This window comes from Hymenobacter terricola, from assembly GCF_017921975.2.
GTDB classification, from domain to species: Bacteria; Bacteroidota; Bacteroidia; order Cytophagales; family Hymenobacteraceae; genus Hymenobacter; species Hymenobacter terricola.
In genome coordinates this window covers 1-20079 of record NZ_JAGEMO020000144.1, presented here as the reverse complement: position 1 = coordinate 20079, position 20079 = coordinate 1, and the positions used below count along the sequence as shown (strand labels likewise).

Sequence of the window (20079 nt, the reverse complement as noted above, 5' to 3'; positions counted from 1 at the left end):
GACTCATGCCGACGTGCACGCCCGTCGCCAAGGAAAGGCCGGGGTCTGTTAAGGTGCCAGAGGCAATCTCCAGCCACTTATCAGCCGGCTCGGGTTTGAATAAGCGCACGCGCGAGGCGCCCTTGGTCGCCGTGTACACCCGCACCGTTCCCGTGCTATCGGGGTCTTGGTCGCCGAAGGTGAGGGCAAAGCCGGGATAGCGCGTCAAGAAAGCTTTCGGCGTGGCCATGTGGCCCAAGGGGTAGGCGACCGTAGGGCTTCCGGACACCAAGAGCAAGGTGTCGTGCCGCTGCACCACTTCGGTAATCGCAAAGGAGGAGCGGGCGTGGAAGCGAAGGGTGTCGATGGTGGGGGCCGGTGGGCGCGGGGGCGCAGGGCTGGCCGCTGCTGGGGGCGCAACGGTTGTGGAAGGGTCGGCTGGCGAACAGCCAACGACGCAGCTGCTAAGCAGCACCCCAGCTAAATGGTTTCGCAGCAACATAGAGCAAGGTAAAGGACAGTAGCCGGTTCACGCAAACGGTACCAAGGTAAACGGGCTCCGTTCACGCAAAGGAGGGTAAGCGCGTTTTGTGCATTTTTAGTCCATTGGGCATCACGAGTAGGCACATGCCTTTTTCACGAATTTCTCTCCTGCATATCGACCGTAGTCCCTCAGCTCCTTCTCGAAGCGGGCTCCTTTTCGCGCTCCTACTATTCGGCTCCGGGCCGCTCCGCGCGCAACTACCCCAGCGTCCTGAGTACAATCAACTGGATGCGCAAGGGCTTAAAATGGGGTACTGGATGTTTTATTATTCCTGGGGAGGATTAGCCGCACAGGGGGAGTATGTACGCGACCGAAAGGTGGGGGAATGGCGCTACTACTTTAATGGCGACCATGATGTGAGCAGTGTGGAGCGAACGGTAACCTATTTGCCCTCAGGGGGCTTTGTGGAGACCGGACCGGAGGCGGCCTATGTTCTCCAAGTCAGCGCCGATTCTGCCCAGGTGGTAGGGTTAGTGAATGGCTTTGGGTTTGCCCCGAACCAAAAGCCCTGCATAACGTGCCGAAAAAAAGGAGGCGTTATTACCTGCCGTCGGCTTTCTCCAAGCGGCCAAACACTATACACGTATCTGTTGAGCAATACGGCCACTCTCTTCCAGATAGTGCGCGGCCAATTTTGCAATTATCAACCGGCTCCTTAAAAACACTTTGGAGCCTTTTGCATAGCTCCGCACGGATGATATTCATCACGACGGCAAAAGAGCAACCATCTACAAAAACGGTCGTGGCGTAAACGCCCTTTGTTCAAAAATAGGAGCTGTTACCTGGACAGCTTTGGCCTTTCCACCATAATCTTTACGGTATGAGACAGAATGACTTTGACTTTGCCCAAGAGCTGCTCACCCAAGCTGGATTACAGCCCGTAGAACTGGCCTCCACCCCCTACAGGGTCCTTGTGGTTACACCAGTGACGGAAACTCCGGTTGCTTGGCTTTTCGACAACGACGGCACGTTCTTGCGATTTGAATCCGATTTTATGTTGAGCGTAATTCAAGTTTAGCGAAACGGTGGGATACGGTTAGTGTTGAAATTTGGCCCGGAATGCCGGCCCTCTCCCGGCGCCGTTTATCTTGCCGTATGAAAATCAAACTTGGCTGGTGCGGCCTGTTCATCCTATGCGTGCTCGCCAGTGCTTTCCGGTCGGCCCTGGCTGAGTGGGTCAGGTGCGAGGTAGACGGGCAATTCTCCGTGCAGCTGCCCGTGGCGGCCACGGAAATGGACATGCTGCAGGTGTTCGCCAGTCAGGGCGTCACGCCCTCCCCGGAGCAGGCGCAGGTGCTTAAAAGCATGAAGGTGTTCACCGCCACCGACGGGGCCGCCAACTACATGGTCACGCGCATGGCTACGGGCCTGGCGGCAAGTCTGGAGGAGCCGGGAAACCGCACGCGCTTCTACGACGGCGCCGTCAACGGGGTCTTGCTCAAAGAGCACGGGACGCTGTTGCAGCGCGCGGCCTTCACCGTGAACGGCACCGAAGGGGTCGAGGTACGCTACCGCGGCGTGCACAAGGGAACCGGGAAAAAGGTCATCAAATACAACCGGTGGCTGGCGGTAGGCCCGGTGGTCTATATGCTGGCGGTGTACCCGGTCGACCGCAACGATAGCACCGGCGTCGGGTTGCAGGAGCCGCGCACCAAGTTTTTCAACTCGATGGCGTACCGGCCAAGCCCTGCCCCGAGCAAGTAACGCCAGCAGCTCGTAGTGTTAGGCGCTCTTTAAGGGAAATGGTCAAAAACGCGCAAGAAAGCGGATGGATACCTTGCATGAAATTTCCGCCATGGTTGCTGCCGACTTCGACGTCTACTGGCGCACCGCTTACCCGGATGCGCCGCCCCTGGGCCACCTGCTGCGCACGGCGTACCCGCGCCGGTGGCTGCGGGTGCACAGCCTGCCCGGAGCGCAGCGTTACCCCAGCACACCGGCCGACTGGCGCGAGTTGCTGGGCCGCCAATGCACCGTGTTCGCCGACCTAGTGGGCGACCCGGCCGACGGGGTGTTGGTAACGGGCGAATACGTGTTCGGGGCGGAACCGGCCGGTCCGGTGCGGGCCGAAGGGGCACTGCGAGGCTTGGCCTGGTCGGCGCTGCCGCCGGTGGCGCTGCCCGCCGACCCGCAGGCGCCGGACGAGCACGGCCCCAACGACTGGTTCCGGCCGGCCTGCGCGCCATTTCGGTGGACGGCCGCCGCGGGCGACGTGGTCTTGCGCGACCTGGCGCTGGGCCGGGCCCGGGCTTTTTTCGTTTCCGAGGCCCGGGGGTGCGTCCTGGCCCCGTACGACGGGGGCATGGACCTGATCCTGCCCGACGAAGCGGCCCGTGACCGGTGCCGCGACCGCTATGCCGCCTGGCTTTCCACCAGGACTGACGGCTTGTGAGCGGGACCTAAAAACGGTTTGCTGAAAGGGTCGTGCCTTGAACTTAGGCCCGTTAATCTAAAGGAGGACTACTTTCGCGCCATGACTTTGACCCGACACGGCTGCAATGTCCTGGCGTCGGCCCTCCTGTTTCTGGGCTATGGGTACAGCACCGTCCTCAATTACTTCACCCGCGAAGGCTTCTTTGCGCCGCACCTGCCGCCCCGCGCCCTGTTGGTCTTGCTGGCGAGTGTGCCCGTGGTGCTGGGGCTTTATTACCTGATTGGCCGGGGGAAGCGGTGGGCCCAAGCGCTGTTCGTGGCCCTCTACCTAATGTCGCTGGGGGTAACGGCGTGGCAAGACACTCATCGCTTCCCCGTGCCCGCCTTCCAGGGGGAGTTGCAACTCGTCAATCAGTGGGGGCAGTACCTGCTGCATGGGGCCGCGGTGGTGCTTCTCTTGCTGAGCTTCTTCAAGCAGGCGCCAGCCCAGGATACATCCAGATGAGAAGGGGGAAATAATGGTTTACTGAAAGGGTCGGATCAGCATCCGCTTCGTGCTTTTGCGGCTTTTTTATCCCGCAGGCATGACCAAGCAGCATTTAAGACCTGAAAACGTCGGGGTACCTGTCCGCGCAGGAGAAGGGAGCCGTCCGGCGGTATTCCCGGTCTCCTTGAACCCCTTCTGCCATTGGCCCCCTCCTCCCCTACCGGATGCAGCGCGCTTAGCCCAGCCCGGGTTCCGGTTGCCTGAGCCCTTCCCACAGGGCCTGGTCAAACGCGGCCGCGCGCACCGCTTCTTGCGCCTGGTCAGCCTGGACACTCGCCAGGAAGGCCTCCAGGTCCCAGGCCGGGTCCAGGACCGGTTGGGACGCCGGATCGGGCCGGCCCGCGGCCGCGGGAAGCCGGGCCGGAGCGCTTTGATCGGCGGGGGGCGTGGCGGCCAGCGCCGCGAGCAGGCGGGCCTCGCCGATCCGTTTGTACGTGTTCGGCGCACACTCCCAGAGCAGCACGTCCTCGGCGGCGCAGTAGTAGAGCGCGTGGCCGTGGTAGGGCACGTGCACAAAGGGCGCGAGCGGGCCGCCCTGGGGCCCGAGCTGGCGCACCGTGCCCGTGGCCGCCCGCACGGCCGCGGGCACGAAGGACGCGGGCCCCGGGGCGGGGGGCAAGCCCAGGTCTGCGCGCAGGCCGGCGAACTGGGCCTTCACCTCGGCCCGCAGCAACTCGGTCTCGGTGCCCCCCTGCCACAGCTGCTGGGCCACGTACGCGCCGGCCTGCGCCGCCAGCGTGCCCGCGGCGACGACCCCCACGGTGTGGGCCGAGAAGGCCAGGTTGCCGGTCGGCCCGGCTTCGCGCGGGCCGACCGGGGCCGCGGCGCCCCCGTGCCGGGCCCGCCAAGCCAGCGTGTTGCACGACTGGCAGCAGTACAAGCGGCTTTTGTGGTTGGACTCAAACTTGGTGCGGCAGTGCGCGCACTTGCGCGTTTGCACGGGGCGTCTGTGGTAGGTCACGGGAAGAAGGCGGAAACGGACGATTTTCAATCAAATGTAATTGATGTTGATTGAAAATCGTCCGTTTTTCGTGCCATATCCTCCTGTTGTAGGCCGAAAACCGGCCGAATGAAGGCCTATTGAGTCGCTAATGGGGCCGTTGGCGGCTTAATAAGCCTTTATTCGGCCGGTTTTCGGTGGGTTTTCGGCCAGTATAGACGTACATGGGCCTCTCCTGCAGCCTGCCCGGTTCGAGGTTCGTCTCATAATGGGTGGCAAAAACCGATTCTGAGGCGGTCTCGGCGGCGATACAACCAATAACGTGGCGTTGCGTGCCTTTTTGGTCCAGTAAGCACCAGTTATGTTCAGTAAGACGGCCTGACCTTTTTGGCGTAATCGCAGTCCACTTCGCCCCCAGGCAGGGTCACCAAACAGCCGGTGCCGTGGAACGCCTAGTTTTGTGCTCTTCCCAGCCGCTCATGACATGCAGCGCTTTCTAATGGTTTTGAACCAGACGCCCCCTTCGGCCCCGCCGCCGAAATACCTGACGACGCACCAACTCAAGGAACGCGGCTGGACGGCAACGATGATTGCGGCGCTGTTGCCGGTGCCCGATGCCGCGCGCACGGCCTACGTTTGGTTACCGGGCAATGCCCTCGTTAAACTCTATCTGCGGGTGCGCGTCGAGGAGGTCGAGCTCGGGGAGGATTTTCTGCTTGCGCAGGAGAAGGCCACGAAAGCCAAAGCGCGGCGGGGCTCGGCCGCCCGCACGGCGCAGCACCAGGCGTTGTTGAAACGGTGCGTGCAGCACTTCCGACCGCCCTACACGTGGCCCGAGCGGTGGTGCCAGCGTTCGGACTGGCAGTTGAGTTTGGTGGACGTGCGGGTGTTTTATGACCGGTGGGAGCCCAAGTTCACGGATCTGAGCCAGGCGGCCCGTCAGCGGGTGCTGGACGCGCTGCACGAAAAGAACCGACGGCTCTTCAGCAAGCGGTTTCCCGGGGTCGCGCCCGGCCCACAACGCCCGAAGAAGTTGGGAAAGTAAGGACCGGGTCCAGGCCCCGGGGTGAAAGATTAGGGGTTCTGCTGCGTTTCGCTTGTTTTCGGCGATGAGGGGTTCTGTTTATCGGTGGGCCTTGCCGATCGTCAGGCAACGCCCTGCGGCTCGGGTTGAGTTCGCCCGCGTCTGGGCTCGTGCGGTTCTTGTGCCATTGGTTGTCATGGGGTCCGAGTCTCCTTGGCTGTGTGGCTCGACCGCTGTTCGCGCAAAATTGTGGGCTGGGGCGTGCGCGACACTTTGCCTGAAGATTTGGTCAGCGAGGCGTTGCGTTGCACCCTAGCCATGCACCGACCGGCGGCCGGCCTCATCACCCATTCCGACCAATGCAGCCAGTACCCTGCCACACGATTCAAGGGTCTGCTGATATATCACGGCGTCTAGCAAAGCAAAAGCTGGCAAGGCGCTACGATAACGCCGATTGTTTTGGAGCCGTTTCAAAGCTGAGTTGCTTAATGGTGGCCGCTTTTCGAGGCTCAGCTCAAGATCAGCCACTACGGTGCTTATACTAATTCCCCAACCACTTCGAATCCCACTCTCAACCTACGTCCCAATTGTGTCTGGCTTTGCTAAGCTACCTTAGCGTCTATAAATTTCTTATGACTATCAATCAGTTAACTTTTATTTTTGACCTGAACTAACAGGTTATGTACGCCAAACAGGTGCAGGCGCTAATAAAACGGGCAGACGATGACATAATGGGTGCAAAAACTGGTAAAATGGGGCTGGACACTGACATAATGGGTGCAGAACTGATAAATTTAGCCTTTTAACGTCATTTTATAGAATGCTCTAAGCTTATCGTGGTATGCCAATGGTCAGTTCTATGCCCATTTGGCGTACAAAACCTGTTAGTTCAGAACTATATTTTTGGTGTCGGCGGTTGGGTTGGTGACCATTCAGCTACCCTGCAATAGCCTACTCCCTTTTGCTTAACAAAGAAATGTCGTATCGACCTAATTCTGTGTTGATAATTGCGCAAAAATGCTCAGCTAGATTCAGTAAGTTCTTAAAACAAAGACATCATATTGTAAAAATAGTAATAAAAAGTAGAAAAATGCAATCACTGTTTTTTACTATTTTTTGCTTTGCTTTTTCTTGTTTTGTCCTATCTAAGAGGTATAAAACATCAGTCTAAAAGCTTATTTTTCTTTCGAACAACAATTTTGTGAGTATTTTAATTATTTACTCTATTTGCAGGGCGGCATAACAACAACACTGTCAATAGATTGCGCCATTGAAAAACCAGGTTTTGTACGCTAACTAACAGGAAATTACCGTTACTTAAAAGGTTTTGTATGTTAACTAACAGGTTTTGTACGCCGAACTAACAGGTTTTGTACGCTAAAAAACAGGTTGGGCAAACTTACTGTTATTTAGACTTTAATCTCTACCTTTGCGAGGGTATTTATCCTAACCTGACACATGGCCTCTACTCCCCCCCCTACGTCAATAGCGGAGCTAAAGACTTCTGCTCGCTTAGCGGGCGCACCTCCTGTTCCCATAGAGATTCGGCAACATAACTCCATTACAACTGCTCGCTACGATATGAGCGCGTTGGAGATGGATATCATCTTTGCATTGCTTTCTAGGCTTAATAAGGATGATAAGCCAGGTACCATGTACCGACTCCGAGTACAGGAGTTGGAAAAGCTGACCGGCCGAGAGTGGAATTACCACCGTCTGGGCATAGCTGTCGATAGCTTAGTAGGCCGTAGTTATCATATTGAAGATGGTAATTCCTGGTTGAAAGTGACAATGCTGGCTTCGGCTGAGTACTTGAAAGGGCAGGGAGTAATTGAGTTGGAAGTCTCAGAGAAACTGCGACCCTACCTGATAAACCTAAAAAACAACTATACCAGCTACAAATTACATTCTGTACTAAGTCTGACTAGTAAGTACGCCAAGCGTGTCTATGAACTAGCATCGCAATGGAAGGATATTGGCGAAACCAAGACGTACTCACTCGATGAGTTTAAATACATGCTGGCCCTAAAAGACCCTACCGGCAAAGAGCCTGAACAATACCAGCAGATTTCCAATCTCAAGAAATTCGTATTAGATATTGCTGTAGAGCAGATAAACGCGCATACAGATCTGACTATTTCTTATGAGCTAATAAAAGAGGGCCGCTCTTATCAGAAACTTTGTTTCCATGTTGCACAGCAGAAGCTAGAACAAATCCCACTCCCTTTCGAACTTGGTATCGAAGACGCCAAGATGCAAGTAGCGCGTAAGAACCTAGATGAGCTAGGCATTAGGGAGCCCGCTCTTGTGAAGCATATTCTCACTACTAGTTCATTATTAGCGGCTTTGTTTGACTTTACTTATAAACATAAGACCGGAAAAATAAAGTCTAGCAAAAATGCTGGCGGCCTTTTTTTAAAAATCAACGGCTTAGTTGGGTCTAAAATGAAATAGGATCCTCCTCATGATTTACCTTACAGACACAGCTAAACCCTGTTTTCAGCTTTTTTAAAGTTGTATATACCCATCATTACTCCAACTCACCCCTACACTTCGTCAGGAGTAGGACGTTGAGCGTTGGGATTTGTCGCGAAGTGAGCGCGTAATGCAGCATTGATAACAGACTTCTGGGTACCCTTCTTGCCTTCCCAGAAAACTACGCGATCTAGCAGTAACTTCAGATCAGCCTCAAGCTCAAAGCTAGTAAGCTTCGCTTTGGCCGGTGACTCGGTAGGCTGAGGCGGCTGGGCCTCGCTAAAGATGTTGCCGGCTAAGCTGCCAAAATTCTTGGGGGCTGATTTCTTGATTGTCATTGAATTAAAGACGAGTTAGTAGTTTCGTAGTGATACTCAAGTAGTCAGCAGCAGCACGGCTTTCGGGAGCGTATGCAAACAAGGTTTGGCGCGTACCCTGAGCCTCCGGTATGGCAGCATCCTGGCGGACATTGCCTAGTACGCTCTGCGGGCCGTAGTGCTGCTGTACGCCGTCGAGCATCTGTCGTCGCAGCGCTCCGCGCAAACTTGGGTTGAATTTGGGCAGTACAAAGCCAACGAAGCGTAGCTGTTTATTGAGTTCGGTCTGTACACCAGTAGCCAACTGCATAATCTTAGCCAGCCCTTCCACGGAGAATGGCTCGGGGTCGGTGGCTACGATGTAAGCCTGAGCCGCACAAAAGGCATTGTAGGTCATCCCATCAAGGTTACCTGGTGGGCAGTCCAAAACCACGTAGTCGAAGCGGCCATTGATGAGCTTCGTTAGGCGGTCACGCAGGCGATAGTAAGGAGTTGAGTCCTTTTGTTTACGCATCTTCTCTAAACTTTCACCCAGTAATTGGTGGCAGGGTAATAGCTCTAGACCAGTGGCTACGGGTAGCGTGCGCCAGCCAATGGCCTGTTCCACGGGTGCCAATAGAAGAGCTCCCACGTGGTGTGGCGAACTCTTACCAGCCCCTAGCCAGCTGCTCAGGTTACACTGTTCGTCCAAGTCAACCAGCAGCACTCGGTGGCCCAGTGTAGCTAGGGCCGCCCCGATACTCCCAGCGGTAGTTGTTTTGCCTACTCCGCCCTTATTGTTAGCTACTGCTACTACGGTCACAAGTTCTAGTGTATAGTGAAACTATACACAATATTACGCATTGTTTCCATTTATTCACAATGAGCACTTTGACACATTTTCAAATATATTCCATGTATTTCATATAAGTCATATTTCTTGTATTATACATATTAGTCATATTATACATATGTTTCATATGACTAATATGGACAGTAGCATTTAATGCATGGTGAACACTAATTATGTTCATTACACATCACACGGCATTTTTGCGCGGGTAAGCAGCGTTTTCATCTCGCATAAGCTGATGCTGCGAAAGCTTGATTCCGCTACGCTGGATTTTGCATTATGATTGGCTGACTCTTTATGCTTTATCAATCGGCCTATCTGCTTCGAGTGTTTCATCCATTTCCTAGGCACTTAGGGCTCGTCATCCAAGAAGCAAAAGTCCTGCAGATTAGCCCGATACTTCTCCAGGGTAATACCAATTGTGCGCGCTGCTTGGCAAATCCCTACTACGCCGCTTCAACACGTTGCTGGACGGCCGTCAAGTGTGAGGTAGCGAAGGGCGAATGCTGGGAATAACAGGTTATGGCCGTGTATGCCCGGATCGTCTGGTTGACGACCTGGCGGGGGCTGCGGGCCACGGAGCGGTTGTTTCGTGGCGACCAGGACGTGTTCGATGCAGGTGGTATAGCGCACGGCAGCTACCATAGTTGCTGATTGTCCAGCGCCCGCTTAGTGGCTTACTGCATATACTGCTGGCGACTTGGACGGAATTCTGCTTCGTCCTGGTCCATTATCATCCTCATGCAGTTTGAACGGGTTCTTATTGCGAAAGGACCGAGTCGCATTTTCAATTGTCAAGTATGTTCTCCACTGGTCCCGCTTAACTACACCGCCTCCGGTTGCTCCGAATGACTGGGGAGTGGCTTTACCGCACCCCTGGGTAAAGCTGCCGGACCAGGGAACGCCGCTTTTCCGGGTCCGTTTCCCCGTGCAGTTGGCGGTTCAACTCAATAAACTGGCTGGAACGGCTACAAAACGCCTCCGTCACGGTAAAGGCGGCGAGCCACTCGGCAAAATCCACCAGGTTGGTATGCTTCCTTAGGGCGTGGAAATAAGAAGCATACGCGTCGGCCTCAAGGGGAGCCGTTTCCCACGGCTCACGGGGCGTGCCGGGCCTTCCCAAAAAGCTATTCAGGAGCTGAATGTCGGCGCGATGGGTTTCCATAGCCTTCTGCGCGGCCTCTTTAACCTGGCCGTTCTTGAACAGGATAATCGTCCATTCGAAGAGGAAGTCGGCAAAGCCCGCGTCGTCCGGGAAGCATTTCGCAAACCACCGCAAGTAGGTGCGCCCGCCCGAAAAGTCCCCCAGCTGGATATAGTACCGGGTGGGGAAGTAGCGCCGCCCCCGGCTGTCATCGTAGCCGCCAAATTTGCGCTTCTCGGCAGCGAGTCCGCGCCGGATGGCGGCAATCTGCTGGCGGAGACGGTCGGCTTGTTTCGGGGTCATGGCAGGGGAAGACCATCGCAAGATAAGCGCGAGCCCCGGGACGCAACTGCCAGCCGGTGGCGCCGGAAAGGCGGTCAGCCAAGCACATCCTTTTCCGGCCGCGCGGTCCAACCGGTACCCTGTGCCTCCAGCCCACACCGGCACACCGGCAGGCAATAGCAGCGTACTCGCGGGCCGCCTCAACGCACCAGTACCCCGCACGAGCCCGCTTCAGGCAAGCGCCGCGCGGGGAGCCGTTGCCCGCAGGTATAAGCGCTTGACCTGTTCGGCCCGAAAGGCCTTCCCGGTACGGGTCAGAAAGCGCAGGGCATTCAACTTCTCGGCCATCTGCGAATAATTAAATCCCTTCTCGTGCAGCAGCAGAATGTGGGCCGCCGCCCGCTCGTTGTGCTCGTTGGCATGGGCATTGGCCCGGTTGCGGTCCCGCCCTTTCTGGGCCGCGGCCGGCGTCAGGTTGGCCGGGGTGCCCAATTGCGCGCCGCGGGCTTTCTTGGCCCTGAGCGCGGCGGTGGTGCGCTGGGAGATGGTTTCGCGCTCGTGTTGGGCGATGACCGCAAATAGCCCTACCGTTAAAGTGTTCGCGTCGGGCATGTCGCAGCAGACGAAGGCCACCCCGGAGTCGCGCAAAGCGAAGATGAACCCCGCATTCCGCGACAACCGATCCAATTTGGCAATCAACAGGGTCGCCCCCGTGGCCTTGGCCAGGGCCATGGCCGCGGCCAGTTGCGGCCGCTGGTTTTGCTTGCCCGATTCGACTTCGACAAACTCCGCCACCAGGTGGGCCGCCGACGCGAAGGCGCTCACGGCGGCGCGCTGGGCTTCGAGGCCGAGCCCGGACTGGCCTTGCTGTTGGGTCGAGACGCGCAGGTAGGCGACGTAGGCTTTCATGCAACGGGGGGATTTTCGACAAAAGTACCCCCGGGTTTGCAGATTTCACAGGCCTTAAACGTGCGTTTGGTAAACGTTATAACTTCCTACTTTTGCGGGAAACCCGCTCTGATATGGCCGCTCCCGCTATTCGATACGTTCCCTACTTCCGCGTGAGCACCGCCCGCCAGGGGCAATCCGGCCTCGGCCTCGAAGCCCAGCAAGCCGCCGTGCGCGCCTTCGTCGCCGCCCCCGCGCAGCTGCTGACAGAGTACATCGAAATCGAGAGCGGCAAGAAGGACCGGCGGCCCCAACTGCTCGCGGCTATTGCTGAATCGAGAAGGGTAGGGGCGACGTTGTTGATTGCGAAGCTGGATCGGCTGTCGCGGAATGCGGGGTTCATCTTCGCCCTGCGCGACTCCGGCGTGGCCTTCGTCTGCTGCGACATGCCCGACGCCAATACGCTCACAGTAGGGTTATTCGCGGTTATTGCCCAGCATGAGCGCGAACTCATCTCGAAGCGCACTAAAGATGCGCTTACGGCCAAGAAGGCCCGGGGAGCCGTGTTGGGCACGCCGGCCAACCTAACGGCCGCGGCCATCGAAAAGAGCCGGCACGTGCGGCAAGCCAACGCCCGGGAAAACCTGCAGAACCAGCAGGCCACCCGGCTCGGGGGGTTATTGCAGGCGCAGGGGCACACGTTGCAGCAAATTGCGCAGGAGTTGAACCAGGGCGGGTACCGCACCCGAAGGGGGAAGCTGTTCCTGCCCATGTCGGTACAACGACTGCTGAAGCGAGCGAAAGAGGTGCAGCTTATCACCTTCACATGATCTGATGCATAATATCAAATTCTACGATTTGATATTACTTCAAGTTGACAAGTTGTTGCATTATATTTTTATAAGAGATAATGTGATTTTTTCAAAATCATATGTCCCTGTCAATAAATGAAATAGATATGTATTCAGCGAATACTAATCAAAAAGAGCGATGCTAATAACAATGGTATCACAATTCTAATTATCTTAGTGGAGGATTTGTATTTCGCATCTGCTGATGAAAGCCCTAATTGTAGTTTTCGCGAGTGTTCTTTTCTGCAATACCCCTGTTACAGCTCAAAGCCAACAGGCTGCCACTGTTCCCAAAGAGCAACTAGTAGTCCTTGAAAGGGAGAACCGGTTCTTAAGAGAGGATTTGAACAGAACCCAAGCAGATTTAGCTAAACTTCAAAAAAATCATGACGAATTATCAAAGGCCCTAGATGGATATAAGCCTATTTTAGAGTATTGGCAATGGTTGCTTGGCGTATTCGGATTTCTTAGTTTATCTGCTCTCATAACAGCTGGATGGCTATGGTTCAAAAAGATACCGAAGGCTGTGAAAGACATGCTAGATCGAGTGCCGGGACTAGCTCAGGAACAATACGATGCTCAAATCAAACAGGTATTTACTGACCGACGCGCAGAGCTCCTAGCTGTTTTAAAGGAGTATGATGCTGACCAAGAGGTAAAGAAAAAACACAGAGTGGTTCTATTAACTCATCGCGATGGAATTGATGATTATCATCATACGCAGTTGATTAAACATGGCTTTTCAGTTTATCCATATACCAAGGTTGATACGCTTGCAGCAGCTGTCAACGCAGGTGACATAAAGCCAGATGACATTATCGTCATCAATAATGAAGGCAAACACTGGTTGCCAGAAGAAGTCCAGAAGTTTATCCATAACAACCCACAGTGCTGCTTCTACATCGGAAGAGGCGAAATATCCCTTGATAGTGAAGCTATTAGCCGCTTCGCGGCCGCCAACTTCCGCCCTCAATTCATTGGGAATTTGATGAATATTCTTCGGTACCGAAACTAGTAAATAGCTCAAATACCAATGCCGCTTCCTTCGTACTTCGCTGACTTCCTGAAGAACATTCGCCTGACCGACAGCCAGCGCGATGACCTAATTACCGGTCATAAAACGCTTCGCACCCGATTAGAACAGGATGAGAAGTTGAGCAAAATCATCGTTAGCACCTTTTTACAAGGGAGCTATCGCCGGGCTACTGCTGTGCGCCCGCAAGGGGATAAGCGCGCTGACGTTGATGTGATTGTTGTGACGAACTTGGACCGCCAAACACACACACCGGCTGCGGTAATCGATTTGTTTATTCCCTTCTGCGAAAAGCATTATAAGGGCAAATACGCGATTCAAGGCAGGTCGATAGGCATCGAATTATCCTATGTTGACCTGGACATCGTTGTCACGTCCGCCCCGTCAGAAGTTGATCAAACTCATTTAAAAGCGGCAAGTGTCACCACGCAGGAGGATTTGGTGACTGCCTCTGATTGGCGTTTGGTTTCAAATTGGGTTGAACTCAGTAAACGCAGCAATGCCACCAGCACCCTACTGCTAGAAGCAATTCAGGCAGCAGCGGAATGGAAACTAGAGCCTTTGTGGATACCGGACCAAGACGCACAAAATTGGTCCGAGACGCACCCGCTGGAGCAGATACGTTGGACACGAGATAAAAACAAGAACACGAATAAGCACTTCGTTAACGTCGTAAAGGCAATCAAGTGGTGGCGCATTCTTCGGCTGTCTGATTTGAAGTACCCCAAAGGGTATCCTGTCGAACATATGGTCGGTGATTGTTGCCCAAACGATATCCAATCCGTAGGGGAAGGGGTTACACGGACCTTGGAAAGCATCGTGAGTAATTACAGTGCTTATAGATCGCTCGGGTTGACGCCTTCCTTGCCTGACCGTGGAGTACCCAGCCATAACGTCTGGAAGCGAGTCTCCAACGAAGATTTTATTGCCTTTTACGACCGGGTCAAAGGGGCTGCTGGTTCTGCTCGCGCGGCATTAGACGCTACTACTGTTAAAGAGAAAGTTGCTAACTGGCAGCTTTTATTCGGCAGTAAGTTTCCAGATGCCCCTGATGACAGGTCAAGAGCAAGCGTGAAGAATGGCCCCGCGTCGAGCGGCGGATTCACGGAAAGGCAGGAACAGTCTGAAATTGGAGGTGGCCGTTTTGGATAAGCCACCAATGGAGCCTACTGCAGAACTACTACTCGGCCGTAGATGCCTTGACGGTGTTCAAGGATATGAGCTACTTGAAGACTTTCGTTGGGATATACAACTCCAGAAGTGGGTGTTGCATATGCAACTGGACGTGCCACTAGGTCAAGAGGACGTGGTTAGTCGCGTGCCTGATTCCACGCGGTGGTATCTACTTATAGATGCCACCTACCCGTGGGGAGAGATCGATATCCATCCAGCTCAAAAAGGAGGAATTACAGACACCTTTCAACACCAAAACTGCAATAGATATAATCCAGGACTTCCTTGGCGTACAGGAAACCTATGCCTAAAGACAAGCCTGCGCAGCTTTGAGCGCCGGGGATATGATGTAGAACCTTATGGTGCCGCTGTACGCTTGGCATGGCATGTAGAGCGCTGCAAGCTCTGGCTTGAACTAGCTAACGCAAACCAACTTTCCTGCGCAGGGGAGCCGTTTGAGCTGCCACACTACCCAGCAAAATCAGGTAATGTTGTGGCTTTTTCTGAGAACGCGTTTTCTTTAACTCAATGGCAAAGCTTTCCTGAGACAGCTGGTTTAGTTCGATTAAAGCACCTGAATACTAATTCGCGCGTGCTTTTTATAAATAATTTTAGCGGGTTTGTTAAAAACACATCTATTGCTGTTCCTTGGGGTGATTATCTAGACAGGAATTCCTCCAAGGAAGTAGTAGGCATTTGGATTCTATTGCGAACTGCTCCGATGCTTTTCCCTTGGCAAGCACCCCTTACATGGAGTGAACTATTTAAGGTTGCTGCCGCCCAGGGCATTGCTTTAGAATCTAGGTTAAAGGATGCCTTTTGTAAGACAGGGAAGGAACAACCGGGGTTTGTCTTACTAGGATTTCCGGTGGCCTCCAAGATTGGTGAACAGCCCCAGCAAATGCATTGGCTAGCTATTCAGCTTGATAAGCCCCAGCCAATGAAGGGCTTTAGACCTAATTCGTCGTTGTTACTTACGGAAACTGCTAAGTATATTTTCCACCCTCAACGGGAGATATTATGGGCCTCCACTCAAAACTGGGATCGCTCAGAAATCAACGCCAGAGGTAAGCTGGCATCACCTATAACTTCCCGCTCGGTCTTGCTTGTCGGGGCCGGTGCGGTGGGCTCTGCACTGGCGGAATTGCTCTCCCGAGCAGGCTGCTATCAGATAACGATTATCGATGATGACAAGGTCGAGATTGGCAATATGGCACGGCACACCCTTACAATGGATAGCCTAACTGCCTATAAAGCAGAAGCTGTGGGTACACGCTTGAACAAAATATTCCCTTATAACACAATCAAGCATATCAATAAGAGCTTAAAGAAGGCGCTAACGTCCAATAAAGACCTGTTAATGCCCTACAATCTTGTTATAGACACAACGGGCAGTGACCAGGTGCTATATGAATTAGCTTTGGCTAACTACATGCCCAAGAGTAATTTCATATCGTTATCGCTGGGGTTATACGCCAAGCGACTTTTCTGTTTCACCGCTTTAATGTCGGCGGCAATAGCGGAAGTGTTTCGCAATGAAATTCAATATTGGCTCCTAAAGGAGATTAGCGACTTTAAAGGAAGTGAGTTACCCCGAGATGGGATTGGATGCTGGCATCCCTTATTTCCTGCGAGAACAGACGATATATGGCTGCTAGTTTCGGCCTCTTTAAAAGTCATTGAAGCTACTTTATTGGAAAGCAGCGAAGAACCTACGTTGACTGTTTTAGAACAACAGTACTTTAAAGATAGGTTTATAGGCGTATCAATAGTGGATGATGCAAACTATTCCACATGATAGAATATTGGTCTATTGACAGGAGATTTGGCATCAGATTTCCACAAGTACACTTGCAGCAAATCAACGACATATGCTATGAAGCCCGTGGTAATGAGACTGGTGGGATTCTCATAGGGGAATATACAGATCAGCTTTCTTGCGCTACCGTAACTCATTTACTGGGGCCCACCACAGATTCACAGAGTGGCCGGACTTGGTTGATTAGAGGTACCAAGGGCCTGCGTAAGATTATTGGTAATTATTGGAAAGAGAAGAAGCAATATTATCTGGGTGAGTGGCACTTTCACCCTTTTGCATTACCGGATCCGAGCAGGCAAGATCTTATGCAAATGCGTGAAATAGCTTGTTCTTCTACTTATAAATGCCCCGAACCTATTCTGATAATAGCCGGAGGAGACCCATCGAAAGAATTGAGGCTGCGAGTTTTTGTTTTCCCCAAAGGTGAACTCATAGAATTATTCGATGCGTCTACTAACTTAGAACCCGTTGAAAATTAGCGAAACCACATATTTTGAAATACCCCTAACTAATGCTTTGCCAACTATTCCGTCCCCGCTTGTGATGTACTGGTAATACCACTCGTTTTTTATCTTACACGGATGGGGCACGGTAATAACCCAGTACCTGAATTATTTGATAATGGTTTCTATCCCTTGTAAACTGCCGAAGCAATAGCCAGTAAGAACGAATACGGTTACATTGACTAGTACGAGGTCATGTGTATGTGCTTCAATTCCAATAAGTGCCAAATATGGCAATTCGTGGCTAATGCCAGCCTCGTAATCGGATGCTTGTCCATAGGCCAAGAACTGTTTTGGCGGAAGCTCAACGCCGGCTCCCCTTCGCAGTAGCATCTAATCCCTCGTCAACAGCAAAGAGTCTGTCGAATATGTAATACGAAAGCCCTTCGTATTATAGAAGTGGCGAGGCACCTCTGCGCTAGGATGGTTCTTATTTCTCATACCCGAAATACGCTATCCATTTCCGCAGTTCTTTAACCAACAGGTGTACCTGCGTGCTGGGATTGCTCTCAAGCGTGGTCTTGCCCACATGTGCGGTAGCCAATGCTTCGGCGCGTTGCATAGCCGCTTGCTCATTGCCTACCAGCAGCACCGCATCCACCACATCTTTCTTGCCATGCACATAATTGAAAGTACTGAAAGCTGTATGCTTTTGTAGTTCCTGCTCTAGCTGTGCATAAATATCTCCCCGAGGAATGGGTGTAGTAGGTGCTATCGCTGTCAGGTGCAGGAGTAGCCACAACTCAAACACTTCGTTGCTGAAAGCCAGACGAAACTCATTATCAGCGGCCAATCGCAAGGCCTGATGGAAGCGGTTTGTTTTACCAGGTTCCTTGTCCGCATCATCTTTATCGAATACCACCCAGGTTTCGTCTACAGTGCGCTTAAACTCTGCCGCAAGTTGGTCGCGTTCCGTGCATGCACGTTCTACCACGCCCAGCGGGTCGAGCCCAGTGCCAACGTGACGCAAAAACATGGTTTCGAGCGGAATCTCTTTCTCGAAACGGCTAAAGTAATACGGTTCAGTTTTTCCGTCTTCACATACAATCAGGAATAAGTATTGATATAAGTGACGACGGATGGGTCGCTCTATGGCTTCCTGGGTGCGTTTGCTTCCCCTTACGCTTCCTGCTTTTGCCACTTCGCGTTCCGGATAAATTCGTGAAAATTCTTAAAGGCCGGAATTGCACCGTACCTGCCCTCGAAGTAGCGTTTCTCCTTATCAGCATCGGGACGCTCTTTGCTGCTATTACCGTTTTTAGTTAAATACTCAAAGTCGGAAAGAGCATACAATTCCGTGCCCTCCCACGCGTTTTTCTCTGCAAAGGTGATTTGGTCTCGTCGTAAGTCGGCGTAGGTTAGAAGGTTGGTATCGTGGGTGGCGAACACTAGTTGGGCACCATTAGGGTTGCTTTTCTTATTCAAGAAAGTTTCAATGGTGTTCAACGTCATAAGTGGGTGCAATTTTGCTTCGATTTCATCTATAATCAGCACGCCTCCATTAGATAAAGCCCACAGTACCGGGCCGCTCAGATGCAAAGCTTTTTGCGTCCCTGAGGATTCCTTATCGTCCAGCTTCCAGGTCCTAGTTCTATCGGTCGGCTTGCCATCCTTATCATATACGCGGTGGGTAGTCATGACAGAGTAAGTGTGTTTGCCACGCAATGAACTGGCTATTTGGGCGCGCGTAGATTCTGGCATGCCCGACGGCAACTGTGACTCATCAAATTCTTTGGTTTCTACCTGAATGTCAATAATATTCAAGTTCAAAGCGGCCATGTACAGCTTTATTTTGGCTCGCATTTCCTCGTCTTCCCATAGCGACACCGTTTGCATTTCTTGATCTTGAGTATTCAAGCCATCAAGCATATTAAGGCGGCTAAACCACAGCATGATGCTTTTGGCCTCTTCTACATTTAGAGTATCACACATAGAGAGGAACAAGGCGTTGGGCCGCGTTGCTTCAACAGCGGCGTTGATTAGGCGCTTGGAGCCCACATAGCCCGAACCGACCTCAATCGTGTCATTCTCGCGGGCAAATAGATTGACTTCCCGGCCTTCTTTTTTTCGAAACAGCGACTCCTCTACTACTTCGGTGGCCCGAAATGCTACACTGTAACGGTAACGGTGGCCCTGCTGCACGAAAGTAATCTCGAAGCGTGTGGGTTTGTTTTCCCAGCCTTCGCGCAGTTCAAAGGGTTCATAAGGCAGCTTCGTAGTCGATGCCGTTTGAGAGGAAAGGTGCACCAGTCGGTCTAGCAAACTGATAGCCAGCAGGGCATTGCTCTTGCCGCTGCTGTTGGAACCGTAAACGGCTATTGCATTTAGCGCCTGATACTTACCGGATTCTAAGATGTTATCGGGGCGATCTGTCTGCCGGGGTGCTGGCACAAAGCTCAATACCTGCTCTTCTGCAATTGATCGATAGTTCGAAACTTTAAATTCTAGCAACATGGCTTTTCGTGAGATATTTCCGCAATAATACGAAGTTCGAACCCATTAACAAGGCAAATATGCATTTTGCTCCATTGAGAACGCAGAAACGGGAGGCCACTATCGCTAATGCTCTGGCCCGAGTACGCGGGCAAGACAAACCTCTTCCTTTCGGTATATCAGCAAACACAAAATGTGCGCAAGCCCAGCATCAGCGGCGTCATCTGCCAGAGCAAAAACCACACGGTGGTAGTGTTTGCACCGCGCGACGTGAAGGCACCTATCGGAGACCGACACCTTGTCCAGCGAATTGCGCCCCTGCAGGCCCAAGCTGGCGCTGGGCCCAGCAGACCGATCTAGTTATTAGACTTGTGACGCCAGGGCCGCCTAATAAAGCCCTATTCGAAAATCAACCGGTTTTCGTACGGGTTTTCCCTCCCCCTTGAACGGCCCGAAACCGCCGTAAATGAGGGCTTTTAGCGTTCCTGTTTTTCGAACGCCTCCGGCCGCCTCGCGCGAACAAAGCGGACCGAAATATCAGTGACCGGCCTGAAAGCAGATAATAGCTTGATTAATAGCAAATTACGAAAAGGGCGGCGACGTGTTCTATTCGCTACCCGAACCGCTGCAATCGCCTGAGGATGAGCCCGAACGGCCACTCGGCGGCCGCTGCATCTGGCGGGTTTTTCGGGCCCGGGGCGGATGAGCCGCCCGGTGACGCCGTTCCCGCGCGTTTTCTCGGCGGTTGCCCACGGCAACCACTGGGCCCCATGCCCTGTTTTACAGGCTGTTGCACCCAGGGCGGGGGCGCGGCCAGGGGCGGGGGCGTCCGCGTCCGAGAAGGGGCGGTGAGTACCCCTCCGCGCACGGACGGAGTACTCCCTCCGGTCCAAAGGCTTCCAATAACTTCCAAAGGCTTCCA

At 53.3% G+C, this 20079-nt stretch carries 20 protein-coding genes; 12 read left to right on the top strand and 8 right to left on the bottom strand.

Going from position 1 to position 20079, the window contains the following annotated elements; translation table 11 throughout:
- Positions 1-481, bottom strand: a 481-nt coding sequence (locus J4G38_RS27295; RefSeq protein WP_226163985.1) for a hypothetical protein, incomplete at its 3' end; no start/stop codon positions are given.
- An 862-nt stretch (positions 482-1343) separates the two neighbouring features.
- On the opposite strand from J4G38_RS27295, the gene J4G38_RS27290 reads away from it, so the two are divergent.
- The 4 genes from J4G38_RS27290 (at position 1344) to J4G38_RS27275 (ending at position 3401) form a co-directional block, all read left to right on the top strand.
- Entirely contained in the window at positions 1344-1541 is a 198-nt protein-coding gene (locus J4G38_RS27290; RefSeq protein ID WP_226163982.1) for a hypothetical protein, read from the top strand.
- 77 nt (positions 1542-1618) lie between these two features.
- On the top strand, positions 1619-2227 hold the full coding sequence (locus J4G38_RS27285) for a hypothetical protein (RefSeq protein WP_210521732.1): 609 nt from the start codon (positions 1619-1621) through the stop codon (positions 2225-2227).
- A 91-nt stretch (positions 2228-2318) separates the two neighbouring features.
- The gene (locus J4G38_RS27280; RefSeq protein ID WP_210521733.1) at positions 2319-2915 is read left to right on the top strand and encodes a DUF3885 domain-containing protein; all 597 of its coding nucleotides are present in this window, start codon (positions 2319-2321) and stop codon (positions 2913-2915) included.
- An 81-nt stretch (positions 2916-2996) separates the two neighbouring features.
- The gene (locus tag J4G38_RS27275; RefSeq protein WP_210521734.1) at positions 2997-3401 is read left to right on the top strand and encodes a hypothetical protein; all 405 of its coding nucleotides are present in this window, start codon (positions 2997-2999) and stop codon (positions 3399-3401) included.
- Between the two features lie 217 nt (positions 3402-3618).
- Here J4G38_RS27275 and J4G38_RS27270 read toward each other — a convergent pair whose 3' ends face one another.
- Positions 3619-4383, bottom strand: a complete 765-nt coding sequence (locus J4G38_RS27270; RefSeq protein WP_210521735.1) for a hypothetical protein — start codon at positions 4381-4383, stop codon at positions 3619-3621.
- Positions 4384-4867: 484 nt separating this feature from the next.
- Here J4G38_RS27270 and J4G38_RS27265 point away from each other — a divergent pair, with 484 nt between their 5' ends.
- The 3 genes from J4G38_RS27265 to J4G38_RS27260 all read left to right on the top strand — a co-directional run bounded on the left by J4G38_RS27265 (position 4868) and on the right by J4G38_RS27260 (position 7861).
- A complete protein-coding gene (locus J4G38_RS27265) occupies positions 4868-5428 on the top strand; it encodes a hypothetical protein (protein ID WP_210521736.1) in 561 nt (186 codons plus the stop codon).
- A gap of 192 nt (positions 5429-5620) precedes the next feature.
- Positions 5621-5824, top strand: a complete 204-nt coding sequence (locus J4G38_RS29320; protein WP_394371081.1) for a DDE-type integrase/transposase/recombinase — start codon at positions 5621-5623, stop codon at positions 5822-5824.
- Between the two features lie 1041 nt (positions 5825-6865).
- Positions 6866-7861, top strand: a complete 996-nt coding sequence (locus tag J4G38_RS27260; protein WP_210521737.1) for a replication initiation protein — start codon at positions 6866-6868, stop codon at positions 7859-7861.
- Between the two features lie 92 nt (positions 7862-7953).
- Here the strand turns inward: J4G38_RS27260 and J4G38_RS27255 are convergent, their stop codons facing one another.
- From J4G38_RS27255 to J4G38_RS27240, 4 genes are all read right to left on the bottom strand, one after another.
- Positions 7954-8220 (bottom strand): hypothetical protein, encoded by a 267-nt coding sequence (locus J4G38_RS27255; RefSeq protein ID WP_210521738.1) that lies wholly within the window; start codon positions 8218-8220, stop codon positions 7954-7956.
- Positions 8221-8224: 4 nt separating this feature from the next.
- A complete protein-coding gene (locus J4G38_RS27250; protein WP_210521739.1) occupies positions 8225-9001 on the bottom strand; it encodes a ParA family protein in 777 nt (258 codons plus the stop codon).
- An 895-nt stretch (positions 9002-9896) separates the two neighbouring features.
- Positions 9897-10478 (bottom strand): hypothetical protein, encoded by a 582-nt coding sequence (locus J4G38_RS27245; RefSeq protein ID WP_210521740.1) that lies wholly within the window; start codon positions 10476-10478, stop codon positions 9897-9899.
- 210 nt (positions 10479-10688) lie between these two features.
- Complete coding sequence (locus J4G38_RS27240; RefSeq protein ID WP_210521741.1) at positions 10689-11366, bottom strand: recombinase family protein; 678 nt, start codon at positions 11364-11366, stop codon at positions 10689-10691.
- A 113-nt stretch (positions 11367-11479) separates the two neighbouring features.
- Between J4G38_RS27240 and J4G38_RS27235 the strand changes: the two genes are divergently transcribed.
- The 5 genes from J4G38_RS27235 to J4G38_RS27215 all read left to right on the top strand — a co-directional run bounded on the left by J4G38_RS27235 (position 11480) and on the right by J4G38_RS27215 (position 16700).
- A complete protein-coding gene (locus J4G38_RS27235; protein ID WP_210521742.1) occupies positions 11480-12175 on the top strand; it encodes a recombinase family protein in 696 nt (231 codons plus the stop codon).
- A 226-nt stretch (positions 12176-12401) separates the two neighbouring features.
- Entirely contained in the window at positions 12402-13211 is an 810-nt protein-coding gene (locus tag J4G38_RS27230) for a hypothetical protein (RefSeq protein ID WP_210521743.1), read from the top strand.
- Between the two features lie 18 nt (positions 13212-13229).
- The gene (locus J4G38_RS27225) at positions 13230-14381 is read left to right on the top strand and encodes an SMODS domain-containing nucleotidyltransferase (protein ID WP_210521744.1); all 1152 of its coding nucleotides are present in this window, start codon (positions 13230-13232) and stop codon (positions 14379-14381) included.
- Between the two features lie 166 nt (positions 14382-14547).
- Positions 14548-16200, top strand: coding sequence for a ThiF family adenylyltransferase (locus J4G38_RS29085; RefSeq protein ID WP_226163979.1), 1653 nt, complete (start codon positions 14548-14550; stop codon positions 16198-16200).
- 53 nt (positions 16201-16253) lie between these two features.
- The gene (locus tag J4G38_RS27215; RefSeq protein ID WP_262906255.1) at positions 16254-16700 is read left to right on the top strand and encodes a Mov34/MPN/PAD-1 family protein; all 447 of its coding nucleotides are present in this window, start codon (positions 16254-16256) and stop codon (positions 16698-16700) included.
- Between the two features lie 454 nt (positions 16701-17154).
- Here the strand turns inward: J4G38_RS27215 and J4G38_RS27210 are convergent, their stop codons facing one another.
- Both J4G38_RS27210 and J4G38_RS27205 read right to left on the bottom strand, forming a co-directional pair.
- On the bottom strand, positions 17155-17865 hold the full coding sequence (locus tag J4G38_RS27210) for an RloB family protein (RefSeq protein ID WP_210521747.1): 711 nt from the start codon (positions 17863-17865) through the stop codon (positions 17155-17157).
- Positions 17844-19178, bottom strand: coding sequence for an AAA family ATPase (locus J4G38_RS27205; RefSeq protein WP_210521748.1), 1335 nt, complete (start codon positions 19176-19178; stop codon positions 17844-17846). The genes J4G38_RS27210 and J4G38_RS27205 overlap by 22 nt, the downstream gene beginning before the upstream one ends.
- Between the last annotated feature and the right edge of the window lie 901 nt (positions 19179-20079).